The organism is Paenibacillus sp. FSL H8-0175 (assembly GCF_045040615.1).
In the GTDB taxonomy this organism is placed as follows: Bacteria; Bacillota; Bacilli; order Paenibacillales; family Paenibacillaceae; genus Paenibacillus_AQ; species Paenibacillus_AQ odorifer.
On record NZ_CP150299.1, the window covers coordinates 510354 to 530961 of the forward strand.

The window sequence follows — 20608 nt, forward strand, 5'->3', positions numbered from 1 at the left end:
TAACCTTGGGACGTTATGCTGTATACCGAGGTGAAGAACATGGAAGAAACAGTGATTAAAACTAAGGATTTATTGAAAAAATATCGTGGCCGGGCTGCGGTAGAAAATTTGAATTTAAATATCCGTAAGGGAGAGATTTATGGTTTTCTGGGTCCTAACGGAGCTGGGAAAACTACAACAATCCGTATGCTGCTTGGCCTAATTACACCGACATCTGGAAAAATTGAAGTGTTCGGCCAGGATCTTCGGAAGAATAAGCTGCAAATTTTACGGAAGGTAGGGTCGCTTGTCGAATCCCCCTCGTATTATGGGCATCTGAGTGCTGTGGACAATCTCGAAGCGATCCGCCGCATTCTGGATGTTCCGAAGTCACGAATCGCTGAAGTGCTAGATATTGTTTCTCTAACCGGGGAAGAGAGACGTCCGGTCAAAGGGTTCTCCCTCGGGATGAAGCAGAGACTCGGTATCGCAGCTGCCTTGCTAGGGAATCCAGAGCTGCTTATTCTGGACGAGCCAACGAACGGACTCGACCCGTCAGGGATTCAGGAAATTCGTGGGCTTATCAAACGTTTGCCACAGGAACAAGGAATTACGGTTGTAGTATCCAGTCACCTGCTTAGTGAAATTGAACAAATGGCAGATACCGTGGGTATTATTCGCCAAGGGCAAATGGTATACCAAGATACAATAGCTAATCTGCAACAACAGGCTGCTGGCGAGATACGCCTTGCGGTTTCGGAACCAGAGTCTGCGTTACGTCTCGCTGGAGGCCGGGGGTATGAAGGGACACTACAAGAGCAAAAACTGATTTTTTCAAGAATGAACGATGCAAGAGTAGCGCTGCTAGTCAAGGCTTTGGTAGAGAATGGGCACGCTGTCTATCGTGTAGAGGAGCGGAGACAATCGCTTGAGGACTTCTTCCTACAGGTTGTGGGAGGCGGGGAATCATGATGTGGCGGGCGTTGTCAGCGGATTGGCTTAAAATCCGCGGCAAAGGAATTTGGTTTCTAGTGTTTCTAGGACCGATTGGTCTAGTAGCCATGCAGGGCCTTAACTTTGGCCTTCGTTATGATTATCTGCGTCAGCAGTATAGCGCGGATTTATGGGGAGGACTTCTGGATAATGTGTCCGGGTTTGTGCCCACAGCTCTTTTTCTGGGAGGCACTTTAGTATGCTCGTTGATTGCAAATGTCGAACATCAGATGAGTTCATGGAAGCAGCTCTTGGCACTGCCTATCTCTCGTACCTCAGTGTTTATGGCTAAGTTAATGCTCTGTCTGCTGCTAGTGGCAGTTTCCTGCTTGTTGCTCTCAGTGGGGATAGTTGTTTTAGGGCTTATTTTGGGCTTCAAAGCGGATCTTATTCCTTATGTGGATGTAGTGCGGATTGGCTTTATGTCCTATATTGCGGCTCTGCCGGTCATCGCGCTACAGCTGTGGCTTTCTCTGGCTAATCGTAATCAGACACTGCCAGTTGCCCTGGGGATCACATTATCTTTGACGTCATTTTTCTCCATGTTCCTTTCGGAGTGGGTGCCTTTAACATGGCCATATTTGGCGTGGGACTCTTCTAATCGCCTTTTGTTCAGCGGTGCGGGTCTGCTGCTGGGAATGCTGGTGTTTTTGCCGGGTGCAGTGCATTTCGCTCGAAAGGATGTGGATTAAGATGATGTCATTTTGGAGAGTATTGTCCTCAGAGCGATTAAAAATGTCTAAATCATATGTTTGGCTTTTAGTCATAGGAAGTCCGGTTTTATCACTGGTTCCCGGATTGTTATCGGATAATCAAGGTGAGAAGATGTCTTGGGAGCTGCTGTTAAGTGTGATGTCAATGATGCATGCTTTGCTGTTTCTGCCTGTGCTTTCAGGCATTTTTGCGGCCCTGATCTGTCGTTATGAGCATCATGACGGTGGTTGGAAGCTATTGTTGTCTCTGCCTGTAACCCGGTTGTCGGTGTATCTCTCAAAATATGTGATGATCATCGGATTGCTGGCAGCTGTGCAAATAACGTTCCTCGTTATGGTGCTGGGAATGGGCTTGTTCCAAGGGGCTCCAGATCCAATCCCTTGGGCGCAACTGCTAAAATCAGTATTTGGCGGCTTTGTAGCCTGTCTACCTCTCGCCGCATTGCAGCTGGCGATCTCGCAAAGCTGGAGCAGTTTTGGCGCACCGCTGGCGCTGAATGTGAGTCTGACCATTCCCAATATACTGATCGCTAATTCTTCAACCTACGGCCCCTATTATCCTTGGGTACAGCCGTTGTTGGCCATGAGTCATTATGGTGATGACGGATTTGGTGCCTTTAATCTGCCTTTAGAGACACTGATGATGATAGTGGGAGGAAGCTTGATTGTCTTTTTTGCCGCAGGACTAATCTCCTTTTATCGTAAAGCAGTCTAATTCACAATCAGAGGCTATAAACTCCTCCTCAATGGACATCCCGTGCTGTTTTTCTTATAATTAAAGAATATAATTAGCTAAGATGGAGGAGGGCGAGAGCATGGAGCCAACGGCATTAGAGGACTGCGACAATACATGCAAGGGTTCAGAGCTTGAACCGGAATCCATTGCATTGATCCTGCCAGACCGTGGGATTACTGATAAAATGGCAGAAATGTTCAAAGCGTTGGGTGATCCAACACGAGTGCGGCTCATTTACGCTTTGTCACAGCAAGAATTATGTGTACATGATTTGTCCGTGATCCTTGATATGGGCCAATCTGCGATATCCCATCAGCTCCGTTATTTACGGAATCTACGGATCGTGAAGCGGCGTAAAGAGGGGAAAACGGTATTCTATTCGCTGAACGATGCGCATGTGGAGCAGATCTTTTTGCAGACCCACGAGCATGTCCGACACGAATAGCTAGTTGCAAAAAAAGAGGGACTCCAGCAGCCATTGAATGGCTTTTGGGAGTCCCTCTTTTTATTATGCCGACGAGTCCCAACCATCCACTACGGCTTACGGACCCAGCTGACGTTATTTGCACAATAATCGCTTTTTGAGCAGAGTTGCGGACCTCAGTGCAGTTATTCTTTAGAAAGAGGTCTTATTTTGCTCTTTTTCATGCCAATAGCGCCTATGGGGTCCGATAATATGCTAAACCGGGGATAATACTGCTTTTAGTGTCAATTGGGTCCGTTAGCTGTGTGGTTTGCGACAAATATTGCTCTAATGAAGCTAAGTGGCATCTCAGCTTAACTAAGTGGCATCTCAGCTTAACTAAGTAACATCTCAACTAAACTAAGTAGCATCCCAATTAAACCAGGCTGCGTCGGGGTTAACCAATGCGTTTAAATCCACTGAAGCCTTGTATTTCGAAGTAAGGATTTAGCTTATTAGCTGGCTTGATTTAGGTTCTTCGTTAGGTTTGGTTTTCTAAAGGACAACACTAGCCAGACACATTGCACAGCAAGCACTAGCAGGATAAATAGATCGATTCCCATGTATTCACTCGTATTATCGTTGCCCACAAACTGAATTAAATTATGTATAAAGTGAAAGGATATCAGCGGAAGAATATTATTATTTTTTAGCATCAACAAGGCTAGCGCAAAACCGATCAGAAGCGCATATACGAGTTGTAGAAGAATTTGTGTGATATCAGTGCTGGATAATGCATTAAGTAAGTGGGTAATAGAGAAAAGAATACTTGAAGTGATCACTGCTGTTTTAGCCCCTTTAGGAAGCAAGGTCTTAAAAATCAAACCGCGATAGATACTTTCCTCCACAAAAGCGACCAGCAGGGTGAAGAAGATAAAGAACAGTACCTCAGATGCACTGATCTCACGAAATCCCTTAAAGGATATGGTAATCAGGACCACTACTAGCGGGGCATAATAGATCCAGTTGCCCGAGGATATGGTGTTTAGAGGTCGGAAGCCAAGCGTGCTCCATTTGCGCTTAACTGTAAAGTAGATGATGAGTACAAGCGCGATTGGGATGAAGGAGATAAGTACAGGGGCGGTGTACGCAAGTTCCTTAATTGTTGCGTAAGCCCCGGCGGCAGTTACGGCTACAAGTAATAACACCTCGATAATAACTACGCTCCAAATAGGGTGTTTCTGTGAAAAAGAAGACGTTTTGGCTAGCTTTGACATGTTCTAAATTCATCCCTTCTGTGTAAATCATTTGCCCATCGAGCTTCATTGATAATGGGGTCATTCGTATGTAAGAAACTTAATTTGGGTCATACATGATTTTACATATTTTCACGTAAAGGTCAATTGATTTAATTTTTAAGATAATGTAGAAAAATGGTGTATATCGCGTATTGACCTTGAAATATAAAGGGAATATAATAGGGCTAAGATAACATATGAACAAGTGCTCATATATGGTTTTTATTTGAGGAGATGTGCCGTATGGATACAATGCAAGGAAAATTAAAACGTCAGTGGGAATTAGAAGGCTTGGATTGCGCCAATTGCGCGATGAAAATTGAAGATAAGGTGAAGAAGATTGAAGGTGTATCGTCTTGTTCCGTTAATTTTGTAACAAAAACAATGACGTTGGAAACTGCCGCAGGGTATGAGGAGTCAGCGATTGTAGAAGCGAAGAAGACGGTGAAGGCACTTGAGCCCCACGTAAATGTGAAAGAGAAGGTTGGGGGCAATCACAAGGCGCGCAATAGTGGCGCTCATGAACATACGCATGATCACGAGCATGGTCATGAGCACGGCCATCAAGCTGCTGGACATCATCATGGTCATGAGGATGCTGAAGGTCATGGTCATACTCACGAGCACGGGGAAGGTGATACACGCAAAATATTGCTGCGGTTAGGCGCTGGTGGAATTCTGGCTCTAGCTGGGATATTCCTGCCCGTGAATGGAGTAGTTGAATTGCTGATCTTTTTGGCAGCCTATCTTATCGTGGGTGGTGAAGTTGTCTGGCAGGCGGTTAAGAACATCATCCGTGGCCAGGTGTTTGATGAGAATTTTCTGATGGCTCTGGCAACTATCGGTGCATTTGCGATTGGTGAGTATCCAGAGGGCGTGGCAGTAATGCTGTTTTACCAGATTGGAGAACTGTTCCAAGGTCTGGCTGTGAATCGTTCACGCCGATCTATTACGGCACTTATGGATATTCGCCCCGAGTTTGCCTATCTCAAGCTTGGAAATGATCTGAAGAAGGTCTCACCTGAGGAAGTAGCCATCGGAGATTTGATTGTTGTTAAACCCGGTGAGAAGGTACCCCTTGACGGAACAATACTTGAAGGTAACGCCATGATGGACACATCTGCACTTACTGGAGAGTCGGTACCACGATCAGCTGGTCCAGGAAGTGCGGTGTTAAGTGGTTTTATTAACCGGAACGGCGTAATTACTGTGCAAGTTACTCAGACCTTTGGAGAATCGGCCGTATCCAAAATACTGGAGCTAGTGCAGAATGCATCAAGCAACAAAGCTAAAACCGAGAACTTTATTACTAAATTTGCACGTGCCTACACGCCTGTAGTAGTGATCACAGCAGTTCTGCTGGCCATCGTTCCTCCACTGCTGATCAGTGGTGCGACTTTTTCGGATTGGATTTACCGTGCACTTGTATTCCTCGTAATCTCTTGTCCTTGTGCGCTTGTGGTCTCGATTCCACTGGGATTCTTCGGAGGGATTGGTGCAGCTTCACGCAGCGGTATTCTGATTAAGGGAAGCAACTACCTGGAAGCCCTAAATGATGTGAAGGTAGTTGTCTTTGATAAAACAGGAACGTTGACCAAGGGACAGTTTAAGGTTACGGGGATTTATCCGTCGGGTGGCAAATCTAAGGATGAATTACTGCGGACAGCCGCTTATGCGGAGAGCCATTCCAATCACCCGATCGCTGAGTCGATTCGGACGGCTTATGGTGAACAGATTTCTAAGGAAGCTATCTCCAATTACAATGAAATCTCTGGTCATGGTATCGAAGTAACTATCGAAGGCAAGACCGTATTTGCAGGTAACGCACGTCTGATGGAGCGTGAGGGAATTGCTTATGAGGTCCCAGAGCAGAGCGGTACCGTTGTTCACATTGCAGTAGATCATCAATATGAAGGTTATCTGGTGATCGCTGATGAAGTGAAGGAGGACTCACTGCAGGCCATTCAGCGCCTCAAAAAGCTGGGTATACGCAAGACGGTGATGCTGACAGGTGATGCTTCCGCCGTAGCTGAAGATGTAGGGAAGCAGTTAGGGGTAGATGAGGTACACGCAGAGCTTTTACCACAGCATAAGGTAGAGGCCATCGAGAAGCTGGATCGTGATAAGTCTCCACGCGAGAAGATTATTTTTGTCGGAGACGGAATTAATGATACTCCTGTACTGGCTAGAGCCGATGTCGGCATCGCTATGGGAGGACTTGGTTCCGACGCTGCCATTGAAGCAGCAGATATTGTAATTATGACCGATGAGCCTTCGAAGATTGCTGTAGCTATCGGAATTGCCAAGCGTACTCGAGCCATCGTATGGCAAAATATTATTTTTGCTTTAGGTGTAAAAGCTATATTCCTTCTGCTCGGTGCATTTGGGATTGCCACGATGTGGGAGGCAGTATTCTCAGATGTAGGGGTAACCGTACTTGCCGTACTGAACAGTATCCGAGCTTTAAAAGTGCAAGACGAGGGTTAAGAATCTTTGGTGTTTAAATAAATGATTTCAACAAAAGTAAGCTTTAGGATTCCGGTTTTAGGGGTCTTAGGGCTTATTTTTTTTATTCTCCAGCAAAGAATTTGTCTATTTTTGCCGATATAGAAGATATATCCACATCAGGAGATATTATAACAAATGGAGTGAGGAGGCTATTTCATCGTGAATGAAAATGAAATGAAAGGAAACAAGATGAAAAAAATGAGAAAAAATGTAACGAAGAGAAAAGCGACGTCAATTCAACTTAAGTGGTCATCTGTTATATTAGCTATTGCAATCGTGCCGCTCATGGTGGCGACCATATTTTTACTTGATTATTTCGGCAATGTCACACGCACAGACAGTGAGCAAATGGCGCAGGACACCATTAATACGAACACATTCCGGATGGATGAGTGGCTATCCAACAAAACCTCGTCCGTAAAGGATCTGGTGTCCCAGCATCCTGAGTTCGATTTTACAAATCCGGCAAGTATCTTCCCTGTGATAGAAGTGCTGGAGGAAAGTGACAGTGAGACAGAAGGTTACAGTGTCATTAGTAAAGACGGCCAGTTAACCAATATGATGAACATGACCGCAAATGTAGCAGATGCGAGCTATTTCTTGAAAGCGAAAGAAACACATGCGCCTGTGTTGGGGGAAATGTCCTATCTGGAGCAGCTTGATAAATATATCATTCCAATCGTAGTTCCTGTCATGGATAAGGATAAGCAATTTATGGGAGGTATTGTCTTCTCAATTACTCCTGAAGTTCTTGCCCAAATGAGTAATGAAATTACTATGGCGGATACCGGATTTGGATATGTAATCTCAAATGATGGCATGTATTATACTTATCCAGACGTCAGTCGTATGGGCAAAAAAATTACCGATTACGCTAAAGAGCCGGCTCTTCAGAAGGTCGTTGACAAGATTTTGAGCAACAAAGAGGGGTCCGAAACTTATAAGGGCGAAGATGGTAAGAAAGTCATTACATACTTTAAGACAATTCCAGATACTGATCTGAAGCTTCTTGTAACAGTGCCGGAGAAAGAGGTTTTTGCTAAAGTGACCTCTGCACAAAGAACAGCAATGTTCATCTTACTGGCAGTTATACTTGTCATAATTTTTGTTTCACTGTACCTTACTCGTCTTATCGTTAGACCCATTAAAGCTATTTCCTCGACTATGAAAAAGGTGGCAGAGGGTCATCTGAATGAGAGGGTTAAAGTGCAGTCCGGAGATGAGATCGGCGAGATGAGTCAAAATATCAATGATATGATTGAGACACTCTCCGGTATTGTCAACAAGATTGATACAACAGTAGTGGAGGTTACTTATTCCTCAGAAGGAATGCTGAAATCGGCTCAACGTTCGTCCTATACTTCAGCAGAGGTTGCCACAGTTATCCAAGAAGTAGCTCAAGGAATGGAAGAGCAATTTAGAGGGTCCGAGCAATCCGCAAGAGCAACGGAAGAGATGGCCGTAGGTTTGCAACGTATTGCTGAGTCCTCTGCAGCGGTATCAGATCAGGCTGAGACAGTCAACTCAGAAGTAGAGAGTGGTTATTTGGAAATTCAATCTACACTGCAACAGATGGCTGTTATCAGTTCCACAGCTAATCAGACTGCCGAGATGATTGGGAAATTAAGTGAGCAATCGGAACAAATCGGACAAATTGTGGATGTAATTTCTGAGATATCCAATCAGACAAGCTTATTATCTTTGAATGCTTCTATTGAGGCTGCCAGAGCTGGAGAACATGGTCGTGGCTTCGGTGTAGTTGCGAATGAGGTGAAGAAGTTAGCAGAGCGGACGAACAGTTCCATCATTAGTATAGTGGAGCTAATCGGCGGCATTCAGTCTTCAACAACAAGTGCAGCGGATTCCATGAAGAAGAGTATTGAGGAAATTGGCGATGGAATGGGGAAAATGCAAAACGTCGGTGTTTCCTTTGATCATATCCGTTCTTCGATCCGTGAAGTATCGTCGCAAATACAGGATGTGTCAGCAATTAATGAAGAGATGTCAGCCGGCACGGAAGAAATAACGGCTTCTATATCCGATATGCTCGGAATAGCTAAAGAATCTGCTGAGAATGCTCAGGCGGTGTCCTTAGCTTCAGCGGAGCAGACAGAGATTATGAAGGATGTCGTGTCCTCAGCGGAATCACTTAATGAAGTGATGTCTGTGCTGAAAGAAGAAATCGAAAAGTTTAAAAAGTAGGAGATAAACTGAGATTCATCTCCTAATAATACAAAAAATCGCTCTCTGGGAGCTGGCGGGTGATCTCACCAATTCCCAAAGTAGCGATTTTTTTTATGAATTAAACGCTGTCTTCCAGCTGTAGGCTCTCGATGCCTGCACGTACAATGTTGCAGGAGTGGTTCAATTTCTGGGTTTCCTCTGTATTTAAATTAAGCTCCAGCAGCTCTTGAATCCCAGTGTTGCCTATGATGGCGGGCACGCCCGTGCATACACCACTATGTCCGTACTCTCCATCCAGAATGGCCGATACGGCGATAATTTTGTGCTCATCATTCAGGATCGAACGGGTAATGTAGGCAAGTGCGCTGCCAATCCCGAAATGTGTGGAGCCTTTACGGGTGAAAATTTCCCAGCCGGCATCTTTTGTCTTGCGGGAGATATCCTCCAGATCCAAATGCGGGAACCGCTCGCGATGCTGATCTAAAATTTGCAGAATAGGCTTGCCGCCAATTGTTACATGGGACCAAGCTACAAATTGGGATTCGCCATGTTCACCTAAGGCGTAGCCATTAACACTGCGCGGGTCAATGGAGAACACATCGGAGAGCAGGGTTTTTAGGCGCGACGAGTCAATGGAGGTCCCGGTACCAATAATTCTGTGGCGAGGCAGACCTGATATTTTCCAGACCATATAAGTGACAATATCGACCGGATTAGCGGCGACTACGAATATTCCATCAAATCCCCCAGCCATGATGTTGGTAATGATTTCTCGAGTAATAACCGCAGAGGCTTCCAATACGTCAAGTCGGGTCTGCCCGGCTGTTGGATTAGCACCAGCGGTTAAGATAACGACATCCATTTTTGCACAATCGCTATAGGTTCCGGCATACACCTTTGTGCGTGTGCTTGTGAAATCCATACAGTGCGAGAGATCAAGTGCTTGTGCCATAGCCCGATCATAGGTGCGGTCGATCATCATAATTTCGTCGCAAATGGCCTGATTAACCATGGAGTAAGCACAGCTTGAACCCACCATTCCGGCCCCGACGATGGCTACTTTTCTCGATTTACTTTTCAATTGCCTTGTCCTCACTCTCTAAAAGTTATACGCAGTATAGGCTTCCAAATGATATTTATTTCAGCATTAAGGTCTTTTGGAAGCTTATCGTTAGGTATGCTTATAGTTTAACGTATCCCTTCGCAAGTTACCTGACATCGGACTTGCAAAGATTATATTTTTTCTGTTTAATGCTGGATAGGTGACATGATGAGTTAGTTATTTCAGGAGATCTATCCCTATAGTGTATGTAAAGTGCTTAAAGAGGATGTAATAAGAGGATGGCTAATTGATGTCAGAAAAGGGTGAAAAGTAGAAAAAAGCAGAGGAGAACATAAGCTTGAGTTACAAGAGGTAAGAAGTCATCTCAAGGATATCGGGTAAGAACCCTGAGATGGCTTCTTAGGATTATTATTGATAATCATGGCTGCGGCAGCAGACTCACCGAGGAGGTCATAGCCTTATAACGCTTGAACATAAAAAATCTCCAATGAACAATCATGCCGAAGGCTAAAATAAAGAACAAACCACCGGACTGTGGAATAGACACATAACGGTTAATAAATTCATGGAGTAAAGTGCGGACTAGAAGAAGTCCGAGCAGGATAAACGCAAAGCTCTTGGAGCGTTGAGCGTAAATTTGTCCATCACGTTGTTCAAAGTGGGTGCTGCGTATAAGAGGATACGCGAAGATGAACCAGCCAATCAAAAAGGCGACTGCCGCCCACCATAATGGGAATCTGACCGCAGGTGCCACAAACATGGCAAAACCCGTCGACATACCGAGAGGTGGAATCCATATTTTTCGAATAGTAACCGGACGTGCGCTTGCTTTTAGACGAATGAAAATAACCATCAGCGCCATGAACAAAGCCCCTAATGTGGAGCCAATATGTAGAAGCGAGGGGTTTATGTTACCCATGATACACGACCTCTCTATGATTTCAGTCACTTGTATCTTCATTATAACAGAAAAACGATGGCAAAACATTGAAGTGTATTGGCTCCATCCCCGCAACAATTCCAGCAGAGGAATTTGTTCTTAAAGGAACGATACATACAAAAATCCCCGCCAGAGCATACTCTGACGAGGATTTATTGATGTGAATATTATTATCTCATCTCAGACTTACGAACGGCTGCGTCCACTTGTCGAGCGAAGAATAAGGCTCACGATAAAGATCAGCACAACGGCACCGATCAAAGAAGGGAAGAAGTAGAAATCACTTACTTTAGGTCCCCAGCTTCCCAGAAGCACGCCACCCAGCCATGAACCGATAATACCAGCGATGATATTACCGATAACACCACCAGGAATATCTCTGCCCATAATCAGACCAGCCAACCAACCAATAACCCCACCAACGATTAACATCCATAGAAAACTCATGTTACTTCAACTCCTTCGTTTTGTTGTTTGCGATGTCTACTATTAACCTTTGTGACCATCTTTAAACCACATGGAAAAACTTACTTCTTCCGGAATGGTTAGGAAGTAGGCTCTAAATGCAGTTTCGATAATGTATTACAACTATAAACATGCTATAGTGAAAAAATATTATAAAATTATGAGTAAACCCCTATTAGTAAAGGGTAAGTAAGAAGTAATACAATACATAAAAGATAAAGGAGCCACTATTATGGAACGGGCTAATGAGGCATTGTTTTATGTAGGAACGTATAACTCTGAGAACGAGAAGGCGATTCAGTTATGTGCGCTTAGTCTTTTGTCGGGGGAAATGAGAATTCTTGAGGGTACCGAGGGAATTGAGAATCCATCGTTTTTAGCTGTGAATAAAGCAGGCAGCGTGTTGTATGCAGTTAGTGAGAAGGATCAAGGTGAGGTTTACGCATATGCAATTGATCCTGCAACTAAAGCGTTGCAATCACTTGGAAGTCGTCCTACGGAAGGTGGCGCTCCTTGTTATGTCTCCATTAGTCCTAAGGAAGATTACATATTCGTCTCCAATTACTCGGGAGGCAATGTTAATGCTTTTCCTGTAAATGAAGATGGTTCGCTTCAAGAGATGTCCGACCAAGTAAAACATGTGGGTTCAGGCATTCGTGAAGACCGTCAGGAGGCTCCGCATCCGCACTCTGTCATTCCGGACGCAAGTGGTAGACATGTGCTGGTGTGCGATTTGGGACTAGATCAAATTGTGATCTATCGCCCTGAAGAGGGCAAACTGGTAAAACATCGTGAGCTTAATCTGCCACCTGGTTCAGGTCCACGTCATCTGGCGGTGCATCCCTCTGGACAATGGATCTACCTGGCGAATGAACTGAATTGTACAGTAACGGCATTTGCTAATGATGAACAGGATGCAAATCTAAATGTTTTACAGCATCTTAGCACGCTTCCTGATAATTATACTGCCGGTAGTGACGATACAGCTTCCGATATTCATGTCTCCCCTTGTGGCAGATTCCTGTATGTCTCCAATCGGGGACAAGACAGTATCGCCCTGTTCCATATCGATGAATTAACGGGTCTGCTTGAAGCAGTGGATTGGCAGGGTACCGGCGGGCGTACTCCGCGTAACTTTGCAATTATTGGGGATAAGCTGCTTGCTGCTAATCAGAATAGTGATAATATTACCTCGTTCTCCATCGATAGTGAGAGTGGCAGATTAATCCCTACAGGAAATGAATTGGAAATGAAGTCACCTGTTTGTGTGCAAGCGTTGTAGGCTGAGACTAGGTTATTGTATGTCGTAAAAATAAGGGCTATTCCCGTATCCATTCATTTTTTCGTGAGTGGAGGTTGGGAATAGCCCTATTTTGCAAATGAAGACCTAAGGATAATAGCAAGTGATTTTTTAAAATGTATTTCGGATACCTAAATCGTAAAAACCGATGTCATCCAGCATGATCCGGTCGCCTTCTTCATCAAGATAGAAGGTGATTTCCGTCAGGTTGTCAGGATCCAGCTCTGGTTCTTCCTCTTGAAATTGTTCGAACGGCATCTCGTAGGTTTGAAATACAGCTTCGGAAAGGTCACCGTATTTGCCATCGTTTATCCGCTCTTCAAGCCATGGGAATAACGTGAACTGAGTTTGTGGAAGCGGCAGTATGTCCATTACTTCATCCAGCGCCAAGCGGGCTGAGGTATCATTATGGTCAGTTAACTCCACCTCAACCTTTGGAGGTAGTGGAACATCCATTTCTTCACTAATGTCACCATTCAGATTTGCCATAGAGAACGTAAGGCCATCTGCCCCTAAAAGAGCAGTTTCAGTACGGACACTGTCGTTAAGCTTAATGTTGTAATAAGCTTCTTCGTTTTTGCTGGCTGTGCGTTCAAGGACAACACCATAGGTGGCTTTGCTTTTTGACTCCCGGTCTTTAGCCAGCTCTTCTGACCAAGAAACACCCGATGCTTCTGCTGTTCCCAGTTCTACTGTGTTTTTGTTGCGGTCATCGTCGAATGTGGCTACAGGACGATATCCCCCGCTTTGGAATCGATTGTAGTAGGCGGTATCTGGTAACCACTTCAGCCCGCTGCGATAATCCCGGAACAAGCTTTGGTATTCCTCTTTTTCATGCAAGGTGGTCTCCAAGAAAGCTGATACATAGACCTTAGCGATTTGCCGTTGTTTGTCTGCATCTATGATTTGTGCCCGATTTAAAAAGAGTCCAGCTGGCAAGGTCTGATCATACCCGCCCCAATCGCTGTTGAATTGACTGTGATTGGCGTCCGCAATATACAGCGAGCTTTTGAAAGCAGATGATCCTTGGGAATAGGAGGTACGTATATATTGCCGATCACCATAGAAATCATGTACATCTCCATCGCGGGCTCCCTGGAGGGTCAAATAATTGATGTCTTTGAGACGGGCTTGCTGGTCATCTATCGTTTTGTCCGTTGGTGCAAGCGCGATTACAGAGGTTATATTAAAGCGATTAACTGCCGCCATCACCGGATCATCCTTGAACCAACGAGTGGCATCCGCGGCCATAGCTACGGCTTGTCCTCCGCGGCTATGGCCGAGCAGGGCGGTTTTTGTGAAATCTATTTTCTGATAAAAAGGACTGCCCGGATCATCTGAAAAATCTGCTAGCTGCTCTAAATGTTTCAGTAGGATCCAAGTCCGTACTTTAAAATCATTGTCCGGAATACCGGACCAAGCAGAATAATTCAGGAAATTCTCATCGAGCGAGATCGCGATAAATCCCCGGCTTGCCAATAGTTCGCCGAGATAAGCGTACCCGCCATCAGAGTAATCTTCCATCATATGATTGCCGTGCACCATCAGTACTACTGGATATGGACCTTCGCCTTCTGGCATCCATACGCGACCATTCAAGGGAAGTGCCTTATAATCGAAACCCCAGAATAAAGTGCGCAGCTTTGACCAATCCTTAATATAAGCAGAAGCATCGGCCGTAGAGGATATCAAGCTTGTATCCTTACCGTATTCGGCACGATGTAGATCGGTACCACTGGCATAGGTGAAGGTCTGATAAGCTAGATTACCTGGTTTTCCAGGATCGGAGGCTGTAATTGGAACAACTTCCGTATCGTTGATGTCGACCGACTCTGAAATAGGCAGTTCTTGCACTCCGCTTGCCAGCGCAAGTGGGGAAAAAGTCACTGCCACTGTTAGCAGAAGTCCTAATGTTATTCTTTTGCTGCGGAGCAGGCCAATGGCTAATCCGCCTAGTGCTCCTAGCAGTGCAAGCACGACCGCAATGACAACCGCAGCCTCAATTTCAAAATCTGCATAATATAAGATTAGTAGAATAGCTCCAAAATCACTCAATACACAGCCTGCGAATAATCTTGGGATACGCAGTCCGGTCAACGCTAGCAGAACAGCCAAGATATTGCCGGAAATCGCCAGCAGGACAGTGCCTGCACCTGCAGCAAGAGCGATATCGGTAGGTTTACCTAATCCAGTAGGAATGCCTAACACGGCAGTACTAAAGGCTAAAAAGCATACTATCCACAGACCGGCTATAGCTGTTCTCCAAACTGCTGTATCGTAACGGTAGGTTCCCCTAATTCTTCGTCCAATTTCTTGAGCCATACGTCTGTGGAGCCGCGGTTTCAACGGCGCAGGGACGTACTCTAAATCCATACCCATGACTCTCTCCCCTGACATAAAGCGGTAATTTCTCTTAACCCATAAGCTGTAGCAATAATATTACTTTATAGCATCAATAACAAGTGGATCTTACAGGAACCGACCCCATAGCTTGTATGGTGTGGTGTGTGTGAGTTTTCTTTGACATAGGCTGGAAAAAAAGGTTTGACACAGTTAAAGGGTTTCAGTATTATATCCATATAAACCAACTAAGTAGATAGGAATAATTGAAGAAAGTTCTTACCGTACGAACGGAGGAACGCCTGCATTAGGCTCGCAGACACGGTCTTAGGACCGGTTTGACCTGCCATACGTAGGCTTTCCTCCGTTCTTTTTGTGTTACCCAAGGGTTTGTCTGGTACGAAAAAACATGGGGGAGTGGAAAAGATGAAGAAAAAGATGAATAAAGGGCTTCTTGTAGGGTTTAGCTTGTTGCTGACGGCAGGGCTTACTGCTGCTTGCGGCAGCAATAACAATAACGGCAATAGTGCTAGTCCGGCAACAGACGCACCAGAAACAACCAATTCAGCGGAGGCCACAAATGCGGCTGAAGCCACCAAAACTCCATCTAAAGATCCAGTAGAACTACTGAACGTATCTTATGACCCTACTCGCGAATTGTACGAGAATTATAATAAAGCTTTTGCTGCCTATTGGGAGAAAGAAACAGGACAGAAGGTCACCATTAAACAATCCCACGGTGGATCGGGGAAACAAAGCCGTGCTGTGCTTGATGGCCTGGAAGCGGATGTTGTGACATTAGCACTTGGTTATGATATTGATGCCTTGCAGGAAAAGGGACTGATCAACGAGGGCTGGCAAAGTAAATTCGATCATAACAGCTCGCCTTACACCTCGACTATCGTGTTCCTTGTACGCAAAGGGAATCCGAAAGGAATCAAGGATTGGCCAGATCTGCTCAAAGAGGGCGTAGAGGTTATTACACCAAACCCGAAAACATCAGGTGGAGCACGCTGGAACTACTTGGCGGCTTGGGGTTATGCACTAGACCAGAACAATAACGATGAGGCTAAGGCTGAGGAATTTGTAAAAGAACTGTTCAAGCATGTGCCAGTGCTGGATACCGGCGCGCGTGGATCTACGACAACGTTTGTGGAACGTGGAATTGGTGATGTGCTGATCGCATGGGAGAATGAAGCCTATTTATCCGTGGAAGAGCTGGGACCAGACAAATTTGATATCGTGAATCCTTCGGAGAGCATTCTGGCTGAACCGCCAGTAGCTATAGTAGAGAAGGTTGTGGACAAAAGAGACACGCGTGAGGTATCCGAGGCGTACCTGAAGTATCTCTATAGTGAAGAGGGACAAAAAATCGCGGCTGAGAACTATTACCGTCCTACATTAGATAGTGTGAAAGAAGAATACAAAGATAAGTTCCCGGAAATCAAGCTGTTTACATTGGCTGACAAATTCGGAACCTGGAAAGAAACGCAAGAGAAGCATTTTAATGATGGCGGGATCTTTGACAAGATTTATGTGCCGGGTGCCAAATAACAGATGAATGAAATGCAGGATATGATCATTGAGATTTGTCCCGGTAGGGGCTGATCGGCTAAAAGGCCGAAGGCGAGAAAGGATGAATAGGGGATGAATGTCACCACTACGGCTGCACCAGCAGCAACGCGGCGCAAAATACTGCCCGGCTTCGGGCTGACGATGGGCTACAGTGTTTTATACCTGAGTCTAGTGGTTCTACTGCCACTTTCGGCGCTACTGTTCAATTCTACAGGTCTGAGCTGGGCGAAATTCTGGGATGTAGCTACGGACCCGCGGGTATTAGCTTCGTATCGTGTGAGCCTGTCGACAGCTGCTGCGGCTGCTTTTGTAGATGCAATTCTAGGTCTTTTGCTGGCGTGGGTACTGGTACGTTATGAATTTCCGGGCAAAAGAATATTTGATGCGCTGATCGATCTCCCGTTTGCCTTGCCGACAGCTGTAGCTGGTGTCTCCTTGACGGCGCTCTATGCAGGCAATGGCTGGATTGGGTCTTGGCTTGAGCCGCTGGGATTAAAGGTGGCATTCACTCCGCTCGGGATTACCTTGGCTTTGATGTTCATCGGCATACCGTTCGTTGTCCGGACGGTGCAGCCGGTGCTGGAGGATTTGGACAGAGATATGGAGGAGGCTTCGGCAACCCTTGGCGCAGGCCGCTGGAGAACCTTTCGTTCAGTAGTTCTGCCTGAGCTGTTTCCGCCACTGCTAACAGGTTTTGCTCTAGCTTTTGCTCGGGGCATCGGTGAATTCGGCTCCGTCGTGTTCATCTCCGGTAACATGCCGATGAGGACGGAGATTGCTCCGCTGCTTATTATGTCTAAACTGGAGCAATATGATTATGCCGGAGCTACCGCCGTAGCCCTGCTATTGCTCCTCATCTCTTTCTTAATGTTACTTGTTATTAACACACTTCAGCGCTGGGTTCGTAAGACTTCTCGTTGAGGTAATTGCCATGACAGCAGACGTCCGAACATGTTCAAACTTACTCGGAGACACTCGATATCTGCCGTCGATACTGAATTTTCCAAGCTATCTTGTCTTCGTAAAACCCTTTAAAGGAGGAATAATTTTGGCCGGTACCGTCCCTCTCCATACCCCCCGGCTACAAAAGAATGCGTCCTCGTCCGCGACAACGGAAACCCCAATTGTAAAATGGGTGTTGATCGGAGCGGCTGGGCTAGTCCTTTTTTGGCTGATTGCTCTGCCATTAGTTGTTGTGTTAACCGAGGCACTTAAGAAGGGCTGGGACGTATATATTGCTGCCCTGACTGATCCGGATGCCCGCTCAGCGCTGCGATTGACGCTGCTTGTTGCGGCGATAACTGTGCCTCTGAATACCTTTTTTGGTGTAACAGCGGCGTGGGCTGTAACCAAGTTCCGTTTCCGCGGCAAAGGGTTTCTGATCACCTTGATTGATCTCCCTTTTGCAGTCTCGCCAGTCATCGGCGGCCTAATCTTTGTACTCGTCTTCGGAGCAAACGGATGGTTTGGCCCTTGGCTGAGCGCCCATGATATTAAGATCGTATTTGCGCTTCCGGGTATCGTGCTAGCCACGTTGTTTGTGACGTTTCCTTTTGTAGCGCGTGAGTTAATCCCGCTGATGGAGGATCAGGGTACACAGGAGGAAGAAGCGGCAATTACACTCGGCGCACATGGGTGGCAAATCTTTTTCAGAGTCACGCTGCCTAATATTAAATGGGGGTTACTATACGGCATTATTTTGTGTAATGCGCGGGCCATGGGTGAGTTTGGTGCGGTTTCTGTGGTGTCCGGGCATATCCGTGGGGAGACGAATACGCTGCCGCTGCATGTTGAGATTTTGTACAACGAATATCAATTTTCAGCATCTTTTGCAGTAGCTTCTTTGCTCCTGTTATTGGCTTTGGTAACGATGATTATTAAAAGCTGGTTGTCGCGAAAAAATGCCCATTGACATGACTTTTAGTTCCATGCTAAGTTAATTCATAGTATACTGGTTGGTAATAACGGAATTGAGGAAAAAAGGAATTTAGGCGGATATAATCCTTTGGTGAGAAAGGGAGGCTAGAGAATGGCTAAACCGCTGAAAGTGGACGATTTATGGCTTACGCGGATTGCAGGACTTCTGGATGATATGGAATTTGGCTCATTGCATATTGTGGTTCATGAAGGTCAGATTGTTCAGATGGAGCGTACGGAACGCAAACGGTTTGAGAATAGCAGTGGCAACGCAAATGGACGTTATATTGGTGAAAGCGGCAGCCGGCGGGCCGATTCTCAATCGGCGGGACGTTGATTCAATCTCTGGGCAATTATAAAGGTATATATCATCTTTTTGGATAAAAGATTATGGAGTTGTCACATAAGCCACAAAATGGCTGCTGGGGCAACTCCTTTTTCTTCGTATGCTTGATATTTGGCACGTATGACGCACCATATGTCGCACCCCATCGGACTCAGTTGACACTAAACGCAGTATTATGCCACATTTGCCCCGCTAACGGACCGCATAGCTGCTATTGGCATAAAAAACACCACATATGGACCTGATTCTAAGCAATAACGTCCCTGGAGTCCGAAACCACGCTCCAAAAGCTGAAAAGGCGCAAATAACGTCATCTGGGTCCGTAGATCGCAGGAATGATGATTGTTGAAGCAGACCGCTCATGAGTAAAAACACAGCAATATGTCATCTGGGTCCGTAGGTCGCAGGAATGATGATTGTTGAAGCAGACCGCTCATGAGTAAGAACACAGCAATATGTCATCTGGGTCCGCAGGTCGCCGGGAATGATGAGTGTTGAAGCAGACCGCCTACCAGTAAGAACACAGCAAGATGTCATCCGGGTTCGTAGGTCGCCGGAAATGATGAGTGTTGAAGCAGACCGCTCATGAGTAAGAACACAGCAATATGTCATCTGGGTCCGTAGGTCGCAGGAATGATGAGTGTTGAAGCAAACCGCCCATGAGTAAGAACACGGCAATATGTCATCTGGGTCCGTAGGTCGCAGGGAATGATGACTATTGAAGCAGACTGCCTACCAATAAGAACACAGCAAGATGTCATCCGGGTTCGTAGGTCGCAGAGGATGATCTGTCTTTTTACGACTTTTACAAATGATTCGGCCCGTGGGATAGCTACATATTTTGATGACGCAGTACGTTTGTTAATAACGAGGGGCTTGGCGTGAGGCGGATACGCCCTCCATCAACAGGATGAACGCAGTAATGGCGTGCATAATCCAACCAACGATCGGAACAAAAGCTAAAATCGAGGTGATAATGCCCAGAACGTTACCCATGAATGGTTTATGCTCTCTTTGCAGCACAACAACGGCTACAGCATGAAGCAAAAAGGCAATGGCCAAAGGGACCCAACCATTAGCAATGATAAAGAGTCCGCCAATCAACGGCAGAGCCAGAAAAGCTTCATAAAGGCATGTTCCCCATTTGAACAGCTTGGCTACAGGAGACATAATGCTTCACCCACCCTTTTATAAATATTGTTACAGATACTATTCCACACAGTCAGTAAAGGAATTCAAGAATATAATGCTTATCCCTCAGTTTCAAAAACATCCCTAGCAGTGAGCCTTGCCTGTGAACCATGCAGTCGTATATAGTGGGAACAGCAATGCTGAACGGAGGAGTGCGGATGGAAACAACAAGTAAGCTTGATATACGCCATGAACAGCCTTCAGTGGAACAGTATTTGGCGCTGAGAAAAGAAGCTGGGCTGAGTGAAATGAGTGTGGAAGGTGCAGCGATCGGTTTGCCTTGTTCTATTTTTGCGGTAACTTTGTATGAGGAGAATAACTTAATCGGGATGGGACGGGTGATTGGCGATGGGGGATGCTTTTTTCAGGTCACGGATATCGCGGTCAAGCCTTCACATCAAGGACGAGGTTTGGGAAAGCTGATCATGCGGGAAATTAGAGAGTTCCTTAATACTGTACCGGACAAGGCTTATGTAAGTCTGATTGCAGATGGAGAAGCCTTGAAGCTCTATGCACAATATGGATTTGAATCGGTTATGCCACGTTCTCAGGGAATGTTTTTGCGTCGCTAAGCTAAGGCGAATTCATGCTGCTTTTTTAGTAGAGAGTGCCCCTTGTATTGGTTAAGGGGTTTTTGGTCTGGAAGTGGAGTAGTAG

At 45.7% G+C, this 20608-nt stretch carries 18 protein-coding genes; 12 read left to right on the forward strand and 6 right to left on the reverse strand.

Annotated features, from left to right (window positions below; all coding sequences use genetic code 11):
• The first annotated feature begins 39 nt into the window (after window positions 1-39).
• The 4 genes from MHH46_RS02270 to MHH46_RS02285 all read left to right on the forward strand — a co-directional run bounded on the left by MHH46_RS02270 (window position 40) and on the right by MHH46_RS02285 (window position 2866).
• Window positions 40-951, forward strand: coding sequence for an ABC transporter ATP-binding protein (locus tag MHH46_RS02270; RefSeq protein ID WP_038568451.1), 912 nt, complete (start codon window positions 40-42; stop codon window positions 949-951).
• Window positions 948-1664 (forward strand): ABC transporter permease, encoded by a 717-nt coding sequence (locus MHH46_RS02275; protein WP_076124588.1) that lies wholly within the window; start codon window positions 948-950, stop codon window positions 1662-1664. Before MHH46_RS02270 ends, MHH46_RS02275 begins: the two co-directional genes overlap by 4 nt.
• Window position 1665: 1 nt before the next feature.
• Window positions 1666-2400 carry an ABC transporter permease gene (locus MHH46_RS02280; protein WP_076124586.1) on the forward strand — a complete coding sequence of 245 codons (735 nt, stop codon included), beginning with the start codon at window positions 1666-1668 and terminating at the stop codon, window positions 2398-2400.
• 100 nt (window positions 2401-2500) lie between these two features.
• Entirely contained in the window at window positions 2501-2866 is a 366-nt protein-coding gene (locus tag MHH46_RS02285; RefSeq protein ID WP_036682656.1) for a metalloregulator ArsR/SmtB family transcription factor, read from the forward strand.
• 473 nt (window positions 2867-3339) lie between these two features.
• On the opposite strand, the gene MHH46_RS02290 is transcribed toward MHH46_RS02285, so the two are convergent.
• A complete protein-coding gene (locus MHH46_RS02290; RefSeq protein ID WP_076124584.1) occupies window positions 3340-4101 on the reverse strand; it encodes a CPBP family intramembrane glutamic endopeptidase in 762 nt (253 codons plus the stop codon).
• Between the two features lie 264 nt (window positions 4102-4365).
• Between MHH46_RS02290 and MHH46_RS02295 the strand changes: the two genes are divergently transcribed.
• Both MHH46_RS02295 and MHH46_RS02300 read left to right on the forward strand, forming a co-directional pair.
• Complete coding sequence (locus MHH46_RS02295; protein WP_076192751.1) at window positions 4366-6609, forward strand: heavy metal translocating P-type ATPase; 2244 nt, start codon at window positions 4366-4368, stop codon at window positions 6607-6609.
• A 180-nt stretch (window positions 6610-6789) separates the two neighbouring features.
• Window positions 6790-8832: a methyl-accepting chemotaxis protein gene (locus MHH46_RS02300; protein ID WP_254848740.1), complete on the forward strand. Its 2043-nt coding sequence runs from the start codon at window positions 6790-6792 to the stop codon at window positions 8830-8832.
• Between the two features lie 100 nt (window positions 8833-8932).
• Here MHH46_RS02300 and MHH46_RS02305 read toward each other — a convergent pair whose 3' ends face one another.
• The 3 genes from MHH46_RS02305 to MHH46_RS02315 form a co-directional block, all read right to left on the reverse strand.
• Window positions 8933-9895, reverse strand: coding sequence for an L-lactate dehydrogenase (locus MHH46_RS02305; RefSeq protein WP_076124580.1), 963 nt, complete (start codon window positions 9893-9895; stop codon window positions 8933-8935).
• A 400-nt stretch (window positions 9896-10295) separates the two neighbouring features.
• Window positions 10296-10796 (reverse strand): CcdC family protein, encoded by a 501-nt coding sequence (locus tag MHH46_RS02310; RefSeq protein WP_076185218.1) that lies wholly within the window; start codon window positions 10794-10796, stop codon window positions 10296-10298.
• Between the two features lie 207 nt (window positions 10797-11003).
• Complete coding sequence (locus MHH46_RS02315) at window positions 11004-11264, reverse strand: GlsB/YeaQ/YmgE family stress response membrane protein (RefSeq protein WP_036682650.1); 261 nt, start codon at window positions 11262-11264, stop codon at window positions 11004-11006.
• Between the two features lie 250 nt (window positions 11265-11514).
• Here MHH46_RS02315 and MHH46_RS02320 point away from each other — a divergent pair, with 250 nt between their 5' ends.
• On the forward strand, window positions 11515-12564 hold the full coding sequence (locus MHH46_RS02320) for a lactonase family protein (protein WP_076124578.1): 1050 nt from the start codon (window positions 11515-11517) through the stop codon (window positions 12562-12564).
• A gap of 129 nt (window positions 12565-12693) precedes the next feature.
• Here the strand turns inward: MHH46_RS02320 and MHH46_RS02325 are convergent, their stop codons facing one another.
• Window positions 12694-14961, reverse strand: a complete 2268-nt coding sequence (locus MHH46_RS02325; RefSeq protein ID WP_076192754.1) for a chlorophyllase/cutinase-like alpha/beta fold protein — start codon at window positions 14959-14961, stop codon at window positions 12694-12696.
• A gap of 387 nt (window positions 14962-15348) precedes the next feature.
• Here MHH46_RS02325 and MHH46_RS02330 point away from each other — a divergent pair, with 387 nt between their 5' ends.
• From MHH46_RS02330 to MHH46_RS02345, 4 genes are all read left to right on the forward strand, one after another.
• A complete protein-coding gene (locus MHH46_RS02330; protein WP_076192756.1) occupies window positions 15349-16476 on the forward strand; it encodes a sulfate ABC transporter substrate-binding protein in 1128 nt (375 codons plus the stop codon).
• Between the two features lie 93 nt (window positions 16477-16569).
• Window positions 16570-17418: a sulfate ABC transporter permease subunit CysT gene (gene cysT, locus MHH46_RS02335; protein WP_076124574.1), complete on the forward strand. Its 849-nt coding sequence runs from the start codon at window positions 16570-16572 to the stop codon at window positions 17416-17418.
• Between the two features lie 127 nt (window positions 17419-17545).
• Window positions 17546-18409, forward strand: coding sequence for a sulfate ABC transporter permease subunit CysW (cysW, locus tag MHH46_RS02340; protein ID WP_076101318.1), 864 nt, complete (start codon window positions 17546-17548; stop codon window positions 18407-18409).
• Between the two features lie 117 nt (window positions 18410-18526).
• Entirely contained in the window at window positions 18527-18751 is a 225-nt protein-coding gene (locus tag MHH46_RS02345; protein ID WP_076101319.1) for a YezD family protein, read from the forward strand.
• 870 nt (window positions 18752-19621) lie between these two features.
• Here the strand turns inward: MHH46_RS02345 and MHH46_RS02350 are convergent.
• Window positions 19622-19930, reverse strand: coding sequence for a hypothetical protein (locus MHH46_RS02350; RefSeq protein ID WP_076134873.1), 309 nt, complete (start codon window positions 19928-19930; stop codon window positions 19622-19624).
• A 179-nt stretch (window positions 19931-20109) separates the two neighbouring features.
• Here MHH46_RS02350 and MHH46_RS02355 point away from each other — a divergent pair, with 179 nt between their 5' ends.
• Window positions 20110-20523, forward strand: a complete 414-nt coding sequence (locus tag MHH46_RS02355) for a GNAT family N-acetyltransferase (RefSeq protein WP_081387864.1) — start codon at window positions 20110-20112, stop codon at window positions 20521-20523.
• The last annotated feature ends 85 nt before the right edge of the window (window positions 20524-20608 follow it).

Excerpts from the sequence above, each read along its gene's own strand:
- MHH46_RS02270 (WP_038568451.1), top strand. The coding sequence starts at position 40 with ATGGAAGAAACAGTGATTAAAACTAAGGATTTATTGAAAAAATATCGT.
- MHH46_RS02275 (WP_076124588.1), top strand. The coding sequence starts at position 948 with ATGATGTGGCGGGCGTTGTCAGCGGATTGGCTTAAAATCCGCGGCAAA.
- MHH46_RS02280 (WP_076124586.1), top strand. The coding sequence starts at position 1,666 with ATGATGTCATTTTGGAGAGTATTGTCCTCAGAGCGATTAAAAATGTCT.
- MHH46_RS02285 (WP_036682656.1), top strand. The coding sequence starts at position 2,501 with ATGGAGCCAACGGCATTAGAGGACTGCGACAATACATGCAAGGGTTCA.
- MHH46_RS02290 (WP_076124584.1), bottom strand. The coding sequence starts at position 4,101 with ATGTCAAAGCTAGCCAAAACGTCTTCTTTTTCACAGAAACACCCTATT.
- MHH46_RS02295 (WP_076192751.1), top strand. The coding sequence starts at position 4,366 with ATGGATACAATGCAAGGAAAATTAAAACGTCAGTGGGAATTAGAAGGC.
- MHH46_RS02310 (WP_076185218.1), bottom strand. The coding sequence starts at position 10,796 with ATGGGTAACATAAACCCCTCGCTTCTACATATTGGCTCCACATTAGGG.
- MHH46_RS02315 (WP_036682650.1), bottom strand. The coding sequence starts at position 11,264 with ATGAGTTTTCTATGGATGTTAATCGTTGGTGGGGTTATTGGTTGGTTG.
- MHH46_RS02320 (WP_076124578.1), top strand. The coding sequence starts at position 11,515 with ATGGAACGGGCTAATGAGGCATTGTTTTATGTAGGAACGTATAACTCT.
- MHH46_RS02325 (WP_076192754.1), bottom strand. The coding sequence starts at position 14,961 with ATGGGTATGGATTTAGAGTACGTCCCTGCGCCGTTGAAACCGCGGCTC.
- MHH46_RS02330 (WP_076192756.1), top strand. The coding sequence starts at position 15,349 with ATGAAGAAAAAGATGAATAAAGGGCTTCTTGTAGGGTTTAGCTTGTTG.
- cysT (WP_076124574.1), top strand. The coding sequence starts at position 16,570 with ATGAATGTCACCACTACGGCTGCACCAGCAGCAACGCGGCGCAAAATA.
- MHH46_RS02345 (WP_076101319.1), top strand. The coding sequence starts at position 18,527 with ATGGCTAAACCGCTGAAAGTGGACGATTTATGGCTTACGCGGATTGCA.
- MHH46_RS02350 (WP_076134873.1), bottom strand. The coding sequence starts at position 19,930 with ATGTCTCCTGTAGCCAAGCTGTTCAAATGGGGAACATGCCTTTATGAA.
- MHH46_RS02355 (WP_081387864.1), top strand. The coding sequence starts at position 20,110 with ATGGAAACAACAAGTAAGCTTGATATACGCCATGAACAGCCTTCAGTG.